This window comes from Bacillus sp. BC05(2025) (genome assembly GCF_056725905.1).
Map to the genome: position 1 here is coordinate 151016 of NZ_JBWYRA010000005.1, position 13857 is coordinate 164872.

Annotated in this window: 13 protein-coding genes; all 13 read left to right on the forward strand. The window is 34.4% G+C overall.

Going from position 1 to position 13857, the window contains the following annotated elements; genetic code table 11:
* Positions 1–2: 2 nt before the first annotated feature.
* The 13 genes from ACZ76X_RS18290 to ACZ76X_RS18350 all read left to right on the forward strand — a co-directional run bounded on the left by ACZ76X_RS18290 (position 3) and on the right by ACZ76X_RS18350 (position 13853).
* Positions 3–386, forward strand: a complete 384-nt coding sequence (locus tag ACZ76X_RS18290) for a hypothetical protein (protein WP_173601946.1) — start codon at positions 3–5, stop codon at positions 384–386.
* 44 nt (positions 387–430) lie between these two features.
* On the forward strand, positions 431–805 hold the full coding sequence (locus tag ACZ76X_RS18295; RefSeq protein ID WP_173601947.1) for a Low copy number virion structural protein: 375 nt from the start codon (positions 431–433) through the stop codon (positions 803–805).
* 12 nt (positions 806–817) lie between these two features.
* Positions 818–1195: a Low copy number virion structural protein gene (locus ACZ76X_RS18300; RefSeq protein ID WP_479851276.1), complete on the forward strand. Its 378-nt coding sequence runs from the start codon at positions 818–820 to the stop codon at positions 1193–1195.
* 13 nt (positions 1196–1208) lie between these two features.
* Complete coding sequence (locus ACZ76X_RS18305; protein WP_439980938.1) at positions 1209–2549, forward strand: hypothetical protein; 1341 nt, start codon at positions 1209–1211, stop codon at positions 2547–2549.
* Positions 2550–2562: 13 nt separating this feature from the next.
* Positions 2563–4290: a hypothetical protein gene (locus ACZ76X_RS18310; RefSeq protein ID WP_479851277.1), complete on the forward strand. Its 1728-nt coding sequence runs from the start codon at positions 2563–2565 to the stop codon at positions 4288–4290.
* Between the two features lie 23 nt (positions 4291–4313).
* The gene (locus ACZ76X_RS18315; protein WP_479851278.1) at positions 4314–6536 is read left to right on the forward strand and encodes a hypothetical protein; all 2223 of its coding nucleotides are present in this window, start codon (positions 4314–4316) and stop codon (positions 6534–6536) included.
* A gap of 11 nt (positions 6537–6547) precedes the next feature.
* Positions 6548–8467, forward strand: a complete 1920-nt coding sequence (locus ACZ76X_RS18320) for a cell adhesion protein (protein WP_479851279.1) — start codon at positions 6548–6550, stop codon at positions 8465–8467.
* Between the two features lie 9 nt (positions 8468–8476).
* A complete protein-coding gene (locus ACZ76X_RS18325; RefSeq protein WP_283730873.1) occupies positions 8477–8860 on the forward strand; it encodes a hypothetical protein in 384 nt (127 codons plus the stop codon).
* A 13-nt stretch (positions 8861–8873) separates the two neighbouring features.
* Positions 8874–9794, forward strand: coding sequence for a hypothetical protein (locus ACZ76X_RS18330; protein ID WP_283730874.1), 921 nt, complete (start codon positions 8874–8876; stop codon positions 9792–9794).
* 308 nt (positions 9795–10102) lie between these two features.
* On the forward strand, positions 10103–10618 hold the full coding sequence (locus ACZ76X_RS18335; RefSeq protein WP_439980934.1) for a phage holin family protein: 516 nt from the start codon (positions 10103–10105) through the stop codon (positions 10616–10618).
* A 305-nt stretch (positions 10619–10923) separates the two neighbouring features.
* Positions 10924–11238, forward strand: a complete 315-nt coding sequence (locus tag ACZ76X_RS18340; RefSeq protein WP_479851280.1) for a hypothetical protein — start codon at positions 10924–10926, stop codon at positions 11236–11238.
* 218 nt (positions 11239–11456) lie between these two features.
* Positions 11457–13460 (forward strand): hypothetical protein, encoded by a 2004-nt coding sequence (locus ACZ76X_RS18345; RefSeq protein ID WP_479851281.1) that lies wholly within the window; start codon positions 11457–11459, stop codon positions 13458–13460.
* Between the two features lie 12 nt (positions 13461–13472).
* On the forward strand, positions 13473–13853 hold the full coding sequence (locus ACZ76X_RS18350; protein WP_479851282.1) for a hypothetical protein: 381 nt from the start codon (positions 13473–13475) through the stop codon (positions 13851–13853).
* Positions 13854–13857 lie beyond the last annotated feature (4 nt).

Below are 13857 nucleotides of genomic sequence, written 5' to 3' on the forward strand. Positions count from 1 at the left end.
CAATGATAATGCAAAAGAACTTATACGATCCTATTATGTATTTAATGAAAGGGTTAATTGATAGGGAATTTTACAGCGGTGGAAAACCGATACCTGGTAATGATCCAAATGACGTATTTAAAGAAGGCATGACCGAAGGATATACGCTTATTCGTGATGGTGCTCGTTTATCTGCAGTCGATGGAGATAAATATTTACACTATGATTTAGCTTTTAATACGCACAGCATGCTAGAAAAGGTTCTTGTCTCTCATAAAGTAACAGGAAAAGAAATGGAGATACAATTAATATACAATGCACAAAAGCAATTAGAGCGTGTGCAGCCGAGACTTCTTAATAAAGGTAACGGTATACTATCTGATTTATCAATTCCCGATGTGTCGTAATGATGCACGGGAATTTTTTAATACAAGGAAAAGGGTGAATGCTCTTGTTTGAAACAACCTATTTAGCTGGTGGCCGATTAGATCCACCTTTTCATCCAACAAAAACGGAACCATTTATACCTGGTTTTATTATGGATTCTTTTTCGTTCCAAACAAATGAAACTACATATACTTTACCTGCAGATATGGAGCTGTATGCAATAAGTGTAAGTGCATCTATATATGAATTAGATGATAAATGGAGCTTAATTGTGAATGGTAAAACGATTTGTAAAAACATATACACCAAGGATATTCCCGAAGGTATGCACTTCATGGTTTATAAACCAATAGCAGCAGGAAGTACTGTTCAATTTTCATTTAAAAATCAAGGTATCCTTGATAAAACAGTATGGTTTGAATTGCATTTTTTATCATAAAGGAGGGATATCATGAGTTTTGCTGTTACGTATATGGCGGGCGGTAGATTTGACGCTCCCTATTTTCCTACAAAAACGGAACCGTATATAGAAGGTAGAAGAATTGGAATAGATGATTTAATAAAAAAAGATGAATTCTCACTACCATTCGATACAGAGTTAATTGCATTCTCTATAGCTGCATCAAGTTATAGTGATAGTGATTATTGGAATCTATTTATCGATGGGAAACAAATATTTAAAAGTGTTTATGTAAAAGACGTACCAGAAGGATTCAATTTTTCTATTATTAGGCCTATTCCGGCTAACGCTGTATTAAAGTTCGAATACCACAATATAACCGGCACATCCAAAGTAGTAAAGCTGAATTATCAACTATTAAGAGATTAGGAGCGTGAAACCTATGGCATATATTGAAAAAATAGTATCAGAAGCAGAATTTCATATGGAGTTAGTAAACACCATGGTTGCAAATGGATGGAAGAAAGTAAGTAGCTTTTATAAAGCAATTTATAAAGCTACTAAATCTGAAGAACCTGAACATAAATATTGGGCTGCGAAGCATGTGGTTTTAAAAAATAACGATGGTGGTTTATACGGAATTGTCCAAGCTTGGAAATGGACTACAAAGTCTAAATTAAACATTGATTTTTCTAAGCCAGAGGGGAAAAACGAATTTAAGACATATTTAGAAAACAACCCACAATATAAAGATCGTTCATGCATGTATTTGTATATGATTGAAAAACTTCCAAGCTATCAAGAGGATAGTGTAATTATTATGGGAGCAGAAGACAATAAAGAATTCCAATCTATTATGGATGTTGAATTATCTGAAGTGAAAGCTACAGAAAAAACGGGATACGATGGCAACCACAAACCTTACACATATACCGTTTATGAATATACAGATGCACCGGATTTAATGATGTCGCCTTGGGTTAAATCTACTTTGAGAAACCCTAAATTGCTAAATATAGACGCTGATACAAATTGGTGGCCAGATTCTTTAGTACGTATTACAGGGCAAATTGATAAAGATAGAGTTGTCTTATTAATACAAGCAGATAAAACTCCCGCATTTGAAAATAATACTGTCCCTGTAACTCCGGTATATATGGGACGATTAGAAAGCTATGCAAATGATGACACTATAGCGGATGCTCTTTGGGCTGGTACTGCTTACGATGAAGGTGGAGAAAGTTCTTCTCATAGCTTTAATTTTGAAAGTAAAACGCCATTTAGGAATGTATCTAGCTATATGCCACGCACAAAGCAATACCCTAAAACGCCAGGTAATGGCATTGATAATGTAATTATTAAACGTTCACGTTTTGGTGCAAGGTACCAAGCACATTATATTGCATGGAATATACCGAGTAATATTATGCCGCCGGATCGGAAAGGTGCTAATGGTGGCCAATATCCTACAGCGTGGCAAAGCCACGATAATGACGAATATAAGTATCAATTTAATCCATCTTTATATAGCGGCAGGGTTCATACTTCTAGGGCTTATATTGTACATCCAGATGAAGGGGTGCGTGGTTATATGCCGTATGTTGTACTTCTTTCTCCGCTAGGGTTGTTAAATGGAGATAAATTAAAAGTTAGACAAAATACATGTCCAGATACGCATGATATCTACAGATTCTTTACCGTAGATGCAATTTCGCCAATTACAAAAATGCCAGCTACTGCATATCGTCCAGCAGGGTTAGGTATTTTCGAGAAAACAATATAGGGGATGAATATAAATGTGGTTCGATAAAATTGTAAATTTACAAACCTTGCCTACTGAATTAGAAAAGTTATTTGTAGATCACGGATGGAAACGTGATCTATTTTTCCGTATTCGGAGAGACACCAGCAAATTCATTGATGTCCGATTATTTGAATCCACTGGAAGTGATTTGGAGCGTAGAAGATTTGGTTTTGCAGTTGCATACGATACTGCTGATTCAGATTTCGCAGATTCCAGATATGTAGCCACAGAATCACGATTAGGGAATTTTGGAGTGGGGGATGGGGAGAAAACAAACTTTATTATTCCTACTTCCCCAATCATTGCGAGTTCGTTATCTATTTATATAAATAGTATCTATCAAGAAAAAAACACTTATACAGTTGATGGTCGAACCGGATTAATTAAATTTAATAAACCAGTAGCAAAAGGAGCTAGAGTGACAGGGGAATATCGTTTAGCTAACGATGCATATGAACCAACGAATGATATTATTTTCTTTACTTACACTCGATACTTTATTGAAAAAGAAGTGAAAATTAGTGATTCAGATGCAGATTTAGGCAATGGTAATGGTACAAAAACAGCTTTTAAATTACCATATCCAGATTTTGATGAAAGCCGTTTTGCGGTATACAAAAACGGAGTAATTTTAGAGGCAAACAACTATACATTTACAGGCGATACTATTATTTTCAAAGTTGCTCCTGCAAGTGCAGATAACATAAAAATTGCAGGCACACGTTTGCTAGAATCTAGTAACGGTAGCGATGTAACAGAAATACTAGCCGCAAAGACATCATTTGACGTACAAAGTACATCTAAAGTCCTAGCTGAAATCTTTACATCTATCAATTTTGTGAATGCTTCTCCATATACAGTACTAAGTTTGACACCTGAGCAAAGATTCACAAAGGATTGGAAACGTGATTCTGTTGTTTACATGTACGGTAACGCTCATAAAGATCGTGTCGTAATGTTTATGCGAATTGATCCAACACCAAGCCCTGTACGAGCTTTGTTTGTTCCATTGTACATAGGAAGAATGTATACATTTGATAATAAACCGCAAAAGAATTTAATTATTATGGGTGGCTGCCGTTCTGGGGAAGAATTCAACAATTCTACCAAAAAAATCGGTAATGCAAATATGGACTATGGTGAAAACACATCCGGTGGAAATCTTACGCCTGTTTTGTCCCAATCATTAACCGGATCTATGTATCAGCAGCATTACCTTGCGTTTATTACTCATAATGCCGATATCGATAGTGGACAAGGGAGATTTAACCCTTCTATGTATAGCGGTAAATACCATTTATCACAAATCTATATCGTACACCCTAATGATGGATATGTAGGGAAACTTGACGATGTATATGCTGTACATCCAAAAAATATTCAACAAGCAGACGAGCTTGAAATTGAAAAAACTGTAACAGATGAAGTGATTGGTAAAGGTGATGGAACTAAAAAGATATTCCATTTAGAGCACAAACCAAAAGGAGATACATTGAATCTATTCATGGATTGTAAGGAAGTTCCTAAAGCAGCTTATGACTATAATCCGGATGATAAAACGGTAACTTTTAAGGAATTCCCTGGTGGTGAAATTCTAGCTAATTATCAAATGGCGCAATTATATCGCTACACATTGCCAACAACAGCGGTTTCTCCATTTACAAGTAAGTTTTCGCCTTTCAATCCAATTGGCCTAGCAATCTATAAAGAAGATATTTAAACAAGAAAGGGGGAAGGCAAAAGATGAATGAAAAAAAGTATTCAATTGCTGCCCCTTCTTTATTTATAAATGAAAAGAATCATACAGTTTCTGTTAGTTCAGGTCTATCATATGAAAAGACTTATTGTATTTCAATTTCAATTACTAATCCTTTTGGGAAAAACGAGCATGAGTTTCCTGTAAGTATGCCGCCTAATTCAAGGTTTAAGGCCGTTAAAGAAGATTCTGCTGATGTATTTGCGACAAAAGTAAACAGGATTAAAGGTGTCTTCTCTGATGTAATTACCCGGGCTTCTAGGGACATCGAAGTTGAAGCAAGTATGACAACGTTAAACGCTTTTAGTATAGACCGTAACGTTAATATAGATATTTCTGAAATGGAACACTCCGTACAATCGAAATACTTTGCAATAGATATTACAAATGATGAGTCAGCGAAGCAGCGTAGACGTATTTTTGATATGGAACATGCGAAAGAAGAACTTGTAGATAAACCATTTGATACACATGAAATTACAATCGTAAATGAATCTATTATGTCGAGAAATACAGATGAATATGAAATGAATGAGGTCATAGAAGAAGAGCCTCTTCATAAGAAAATTCGTGAGTTTGCTATAGAAGTAGAAGAACTTCCCGAATGGGTAAAAGTAGCTCGTGTATTGTATGGAGAAAAATTCTACGAAAGTATATTAGCAGACCGAAAAGAAAAAGAACTGCAGTCAAGTATGTTTGAGAATGACACCGGTAAGATTGTAATTAAAGAGTTAGCTACGGTAACAACACATCCTTTAGAAAATGCGGATAGATGTATTCATGAAGTAGCTGCTTATTATGAAGAATATGATCTATTTAACGATCTAGGACTACCGGTTTATTTACCTGATTATGATCTATTTGCAAGAATCCAAAGAGAATTAAAAGCAGACTATGCAAAATTTGATACCGCAGATAGAAATATTATTCAAATTGACGGGGGTTCAATATCATTCGAATTAGCTGAAAGAGAACAAATAGAAACAATAGCAGCAGTTGCAGCCTATGAAACATCAATGCGAAAAAACTTATCTTTAAAACTAGAAACCTTTGATATAGAAGATGCCAAAAGAATTCAAAATGAAATGATAGCATCCTCTGCGCTTTATGAAAACGTAAATAAAATTTACTCATGTCTTGAAAGTGAAATTGAAGATGAAACACAATCAAATCGAGTTACAAATGAATTAACTGGGAATTCTATCGAGGGAATGGAACCGATGGATAATAAGAGCCGTGAACTTGATATTGATGTGGTCAATACTGCAGGTAATTTTGTTTTAACTCGGGATTTTATCGCAGAAAACATCATTGGATTTGATAATGCTACTCGTGAAAAAGAACTAATACATACCATACTAGACAATGAAACCAATGCTCACAAAGTATTACCAGAAATAATAACAGGTTCCATTGAATCACGGGAATTTAATAGGAAATCACAAAATATCCATTCATACATTACAACAGATGAATTGAGCACAAGAGAAACCAAACAAATTGATATTATAGAGGGAGAATCCTCTACAGCAGATAGAAGTATTATCGAATTAGAAGCCCAAAATGAAGAGATGGATTTATTTGAAGGTATGGGACTACCGGTTTATTTACCGGATTATGATTTATTTGCAAGGGTTCAACGGGAGTTACAAGCAATGACGGTGTTGTCTAATTTAATGGATCGTTCCAAAGTTACTATAGCTTCTGAAACTATTGATATCATTGATATGGAGCGTTGCGTACCAAATATCATGTCGGATGTGTCCGGAATAATAGATTTTAAAAGACCTGTATTAGAATTAGATTCACAAATCGCTAATGATTATGATGCAGCTGATACACCTGCAAAGCAGTTTTTAATACAAGAACCAGATATATTTGATAGAAATGTAAGTGTAGCAACTGATATAGAAGAATTCGAGCGCTTTAACAGGGAGATTTGCATAGAAAGTTCAGTCGAAGAATTTGAAGCATCGGAAAAAGTTCTTGGAATTAATACTGAAATTACCGAAAGTGAAAGATTTATTATTAATAAATTTATTGATACAGAGTGCATACAATTTGATGATTTTCTTGTTAATAATATTTACCCTACTGAAATCATTGAAGTTGATGAAAATAGAAAAGTTCAAAAAGAAAAACCGAAATTATGGTTACGACATAGCCGTTCTTCATGGTGGACAAATTCTAATTGGAAGAAAACAAGATAGGGAGAAATAAAATGGCAAAAATCGGAGATATTTTAAAGCAACCAGAACCAGGTTGGAAGCGATTCGATGATACAAACTCCCTTATTTCTTACAAAGGGACAAACTGGCATTTACTTTCAAGGGGAGTAGTACCAAATTGTTACAACGAAACACAAATGTGTCAACGTGATGATCCAAGCAAAGGTTCTGTAGAATTTTCGTTTAATGGTACAGGTATTCGAGTGATTACTACCCAACAAATGAATAGATCACCAGATGTTTTTGTTGAGATAGATGGAGTTCCCTCAGGGAGCTATTCGTCAGGTGACTTTTTGACGATTAGAAACCAAGTGTTGTTTTATGAAAGGGTAGGGTTGTCTGATGGAGTTCATACGATTAAATTAACTGGAAGTTATATGGAGATGGATGCGTTTGATATCTTTAGAGGAGATATAATTCCGCCTCCTATTAAGGTAGGAGATATTCTAAAACAACCAGAACCAGGTTGGAAGCGTTATGATGATAACAATTCTTTTATTACGTATGAAGGGGATTGGCGAAAAAATGAATCTTCTTCTGCCGCTTATTCTGGTAAATATCATCTTTGTAGTGGTAAATCAAAAATAAATTTCTCATTTGTGGGTAGTAAACTTCGTATTATAGGTGGTACTCATAGATTTTGGACTGGCACTGTTTATGTCGAGATAGATGGTGAAATTTGTGGTTCTTATAATATGGTTGATCCCGATTCTTGGGGGGAATATTCTATTCTTTTATATGAAAAGAATGATCTACAGTACATAACTCATAATGTTGTCTTGTATGCAGATGAGATAAGCTCATTAGATGCTATAGATATCGATGATACTGGAAGGCTGCTGCCGCCTAGACCAAAAGTTTCGTTATACAAAAAACAAAGTGGAAAAATCCTCATGGATGATTTCAATTCTATAAACCCTGAATGGATTATATCACCTTCGGATTCATTTAGTATTGCTGCAAGAAAAGGATTTATAAGATTGAAACATTCGGCTGATAGAGATGTAATGTTATTAATTGATAAGCCGCAGGGAGATATAGCAATACAAGTCATTGCTGATTATACCCCTGATGTTGAAGGGGATAAAGGTGGATTAATCATATATCAAAATGCTGATAATAAAATAGAATTTCTTGAATCTCATTCTATGAATTTTTCTAAAGAACACCAGGAATGGCTCGCAACTTCTACTGGTGAACAGTGGGACTTTTACAGCAAGGTAGATGCTACTTTTGATTATGCAGATAGCGACAAATTAGATGCGACTAAAATCGGTGTTGTATTAAAGAAAGGGGTCGCAGATTCATACAAGCCACTAGATATTGATCGTATCCTTATCACAAGTGGCCATAAATTAAAACTAAGACAACTGTTCCCGGATAACAAAGTAATTTTAAAAGATGAAAATGGAACTACACTTTCTATTAATCAAGTGGGCAGATTGAATACCGGTATAGATATAAACTTACCATCTTTAGAGTTCCAAGGGAGCATTGAAGTTTATGATGAACAAAATAGACTTATTGCCGAAAAGAAAACTCTCTTTTATGGCGGTGACATCTATAATATGGGTTCCCCTATAAAAATCATAATGAAATCTAAAGAATTAAACGATACTGGTCCAACTGATTTAGGCTATATGATTGAGGGAAAAAGAGTTATTAAAATGATTGTCCAAAATGAAAATTCTGTAGCAGTTCAAAATCTCAAAATTTCTATTGAGCAATACATGGAAAAGGTGGGATATACGTGGGCAGATATTTCGTTAGATAACTTAGCTTGGGTAAAACAAATCTCAATAAATACATTAGGTGCAAATAGTTTTAGGGAGTTTTGGGTGCTAGTAACTAAAGATTTAAACTACATTGGTTTTGAACCTATTTTATTTAACATTAAATTGCAACATGATTGAGGTGTTTATATGGGTACTGAAATGAAAATCAATCGTTCCAAAGGGGGTACAGGTGATAGTTCATCCCCTGTACTTATTGAAAAATCTGAACAAATAATCGTACAAAACGGACAAACTCAATACCTTTCAATTAATATGGAATTTAATAAATTTGACATTCGAACTATACATGTAACAAACAGCAAGAACGTTGAAGCTATCACTACAATTTTTGATAAGAAAAAGGATGGTCTGCAGATATATAAGAGTCTTCAAGAAAAGAAGACTTACGATATATTAGCCATTCCTTGCGAGGATAAAGATACAACAGGTTCTGTACATTTGTATATTGAAAACAAAGGGAATGAACCGGCCTTATTTACGTTAATTATTAAAGCAGTAAGTTTAAAATAAAGGAGTGTCTTTTATGGAAGAACATATTTTTAAAAGATTCACACCGTTAAAAAAGGATATATTTAATCTGGTTATTAACGAGATGTTACGTGTTGGTTGGAAACAGATAAATGAAGGAAAGGCGACTTCAAATGATGTCTATGTTATGTATTCGAATGGCAATGATGGTAAAAAAAATATTTATATCGAACTTATACCATATGATGGAAGGAATATGGAGGGAAGCCAAAAAAAAATAGATTTTGACGTTAGATCAACGATATATTCTGATGCCTTCTTTAAATTTTGTTATGGATACGATAAAGAGAAAGGCCGTGGGACTAGTTCCGATCAATCTTGGCCGACTAGTTGGTTCCGGGGAAGGAATTACAATGATGGATTCGCTTCAAATGGTCCTCAAATTGCTATAGATACTGAGATTGAATTTTATCTATTTGTTGATAAGGAAAAATTTATAACCTGTACAATTCCACCTGTAAGCACAAGATTAGCTCCTGCAGTTACATATATTGGGGCACTAGGGGGATTAATGCTAGAAGAAAAACATGAACCATATACACGTGCTTTAGTTTGGTACGCTAGTGCTTGGAGTGGAAATTATACAACCAGTAACAATGGCCTTACTTTTAATCGTCCAAAAGGATCTAACGATACAACTATGTCACAATCATATCGTAGTACTTGGCTGCAAATACCTACGGGATTAAATCCAAATATCGATAATACCTTTCTACTATCTCCGTTTTATATTTTATCAGATAGTTATGGTGTTCGTGGTAAGCTAGAAGGAATATATCAAACTAGTAATTCGCAAATAGTAAATGGTGACATATTAGAGATTGAAAGAAATAACGAAATTCATAAATATAAATATATAAATGCAACTGGTAGTTATGGTTCCTTACCTGCTTCGTTAGCATTCCGTATTGAATGAGGTGATTATCATTACTGTCTTTAAAGGTATTATTTTTGAGCCTGAATTCCTATCATTAAAGAGAAATTTAGTTCAAAGAAGCGGCAAAATTATTGACGATATTTTTTTTATCGGAAGTAGAAAACCTCTAAAACGAAACGGAATGATTTTTTGTGAGGATTTAATAGTAAATAATGATTCAAAACAAGAAGTGAGCTACCCTCGCCAAGAACCATTAGAGCATTGTTGGAAGAGACTAAATATGTAAATTCTAAGCCTACAACAGTAGGCTTTTTTATTTTGGCCAAAATTTGAAAGGAGGTGAGAACTTGGAAAGAATTCAAGAACTCATTAAGGCATTGAATATATCTGATGTAATTACAAGTACTCAATTTAAAGTGGGTGGCATTATAAGCGGAGGACTAGGGACATTAATTAATTTGCTATATGGTAAGGCGAATGTAATTTGGATTGGAATCTACTGCTGGATTATCATGTTGGACTGGATTACTGGTAGTAAAGCTTCAAAGCTAGATGGAACATACAGCAGCCAATACGGAATTGAGGGCATTACGAGAACCGTAGTGCTTTTATCATTACCGGCTCTTGCACATTTATTTGATATTGCTCTTAAACTACCTGACTTCTTTTTCTTCATGGTAGTCGGTGGATTGAGTTACCACATTTTTAATAGCTTCGCTGCAAACTGTGCAAGAATCGGCTGGGAAAAATGGATTCCTGCATGGTTGTTAGAAAGTATAGCATCCGAAATCCAAGCAAAAATCCAAAGGTCTGATGCAAGAAAAGAAAAACAGAACAAAAAAATACACGCCTTACAAAAGTAGAGCATTGTCAAAAGACGGTGCTCTACTTTTGTAAGGCTAAAAAGGGAATATACACAATGAAAAACCATTGAAACTATTTAGCTCATTATCTATGACTCTATTGCTCTTATTTTTGTTCGCTACGGCTTCTTTCGCCGATAGGGTACTAATATTATTCAAGACTTACCGAAACAAGTATCTGCAAAGAAAATGTATTTATAGCAGAAGTTACAAATTCACAAGAAAGCGAAATTGCTTCGCGTATATTATCGGTTGAAGATATCGCTGCAAGTACCACTGCACTAAAAAAACAAAATACATTTGAAGTGATAGAAAGCAGTAAAGAGGAATTTATACAATTAACCGAATTAACTGCAAATATAACACATATAGACGGTGCTGATCGTTTATTAAATGAATCGCAAGCGGATGTAATTGAATTAATTAGTGCAGACAAGGAAGATTCGCCAGTACTTGTAGATGTATCTGAAAGCATTTCATCCGAATTAAAAACACAAGATATTCTTACTACTATAGAAGACCATGATTTTATTGCTAATAAAACAATAAAAGAATTACCGGCTTCCATAGAAGAATTCGATTTATTTGAAGGTATGGGGGATTCCTGTATACCTGCCTGAATTTGATTTATTTGGTCGTATTCACAAGGAACTAGAAACACGCATTACGCTCTTTGAAGACGCTTCTAAACTATCGCAAATAATGCAAATGCAATTAGATCAAACAGTTGTATCCGAAAAAGTAGAAAAAGAACTTCTAACTATAGCTACGTCATAGCCGCCAATCTTGGTGGACAAATTCAAACTGGAATAAAACGAGATAAAGAGAAGGTGATAGAATGGCAACACCCAAATTAGGTAATAGTTTACTGAAGCCGGAATCCGGATGGAATCGTAAGTATTTTCAAGAGGATAACGTTAACACTTTTTTTCAAGGTGTAAGAGATAAGGATAAATACCCAAGTGCTAGTTGGGCTATAGTAGGTGGAAATGATAATCCTTCTATAGAAAACTGTTGGCTTGCATTTTATGGCCCAAAAAATACAAATGATGATATATTTTCATTTGTATTTACCGGAACCGCTTTTAGAATAATGCAAATGGCTTATGGAGCACATCGTTATAATATAAAAGTAAGAATAAATGGTAGGAATTGGATTAAAGGCTCGGTAATTTATAATAATTCATCAATGTTTAGAGTCTGTTTTGAGAAATTAGATTTACCTATAGGCACCCATAGAGTAGAGGTAACTCATGATGGTTTCACTACTGGTTCAAGTGATAAGGAACCTTATACGTTTTTAACTGCTATTGATTACGCAGATTTAAGTGCTAAAGTTGGTGATGTTCTAAAAGAACCGGAACCTGGGTGGAAACGGTTTGACGATGTTCCAAATAATGATTTAATTGAATATAGAGGAGAATGGAAATTATATCAACATCCAACTCAATATGGAGAATCACATTATTATACAGAACAAAAGGGTGCTTCCTTACGCGTTGGGTTCAGTGGTTCGAGTTTGCGTTTAATTGCAAGAACATACCCAGGGAATAAGCCAAACAATACCCTGGTAATCATAGACGGAGTAAAAGAAACCTTTACTGAAAATATGGCAGAAAAAAATCGTGTTTTAGTTTATGAAAAAACAGGATTATCTGAAGGGGATCATCTAGTTGAAATTATAACTCCTTCAGATGAAAAATGGGTGAATTTTAACATTGATGCTTTCGATGTTAAAGAAGGTCATAAACTGTTCCATCCAAACCAATTTAACAAAACAACAAATGGTTCTTTATACAAGAAAGAAAGCGGGAAAATCTTTTTAGATTATTTCGATTCTATAAACCCAGAGTGGATTATATCACCTTCTACTTCTTTTAGTATCGCTGAAAGAAAAGGCTTTATAAGATTGAAACATACAGAAAATAAGGATGTAATGTTATTAATCGATAAACCACAAAGTAACTTTGCAATACAAGTTATTGCGGATTATGCTCCTACAAAAGAAGGAGATCAAGGCGGCTTACTAATCTATCAAAATGAAAAGAATAAAGTTGAGTTTCTTGAATCCTATTCTGTTAATAGTTCACAAAGCAATAAAGAGTGGATGGCAATATGTAAGGAAGATCAATGGGACTTTTACACAAAGACGGATATATTTTTTGATTATACAGATAACGATTCATTAGCAGCAAAAAAAATTGGAGTTGTTCTAAAAAGAGGAACTGCAGAGGGGTTTGTACCGCTAGACATCGATAAAATTATTATCACAACAAGTAACATGTTACGTCTGCGCCAACTATATGAAAATTATAAGGTTGTATTAAAAGATACTGCAGATAATATCTTTTCTACTAACATCGTAGCTGCAGCTCATACAGGTATTGATATTCTACTTCCTTCCTTAGAGTTTGAGGGAATCATAGAAATATATGACGAGGAAAACGAAATACTAGCAAAGAAACAAGGTACCTTCTATGGTGGAGATATGTATTGTATGGGTTCATCCCTACAAATCAAAATGAATAACAACGAATTAAATACAACGGATCCAACGAATTTAGGCTACATGTTGGATAATGAGCGGATTGTAAAAATGACTATCGTAAATGATAACATTGGTTATGCTACAAATATAAAACTATCTATTCAGCAGTACATGGAGAAAGTCGGTTATACCTGGGCACTTATTTCATTAGATGGTAATAACTATTCAAATGAAATACAGATTGATTCAGTAGCTGCACAAGATACGCGTGATTTTTGGGTGAAAGTTGTGAAGGATACAAATTTCCTAACATCTGAACCGATTTATTTTAATATTCATCTAAAACATAATTGAGGTGAATACCATATGGGAACTGTAATGAAATTATATAGATATACATCCGAAAGTGAGATGACACCATCAATCCTTATTGAGAGGAATGTACAAATTACAATTGAACCAGGAAAAACTCTATATACTCCACTGGATGTAGGTTGTAATAAATACGATATTCGTACAATTCAAGTTACAAATGATTCGAATGTTGAAGCAATGTTATTTATGTACGACCAAAAGGAGAACGGGAATCAAATTTATAAAAGCTTATCAGAAAAAAGAACGTACGATATTCTATCCATTCCATGTGAGGATAAAGATCATACAAACAAGGTACATCTTTATATAGAAAATAGGGGTGTAGCAACCTCTAATTTTAATATTTCTATGAAGGCAATACGTTTAAGTTAAGGAG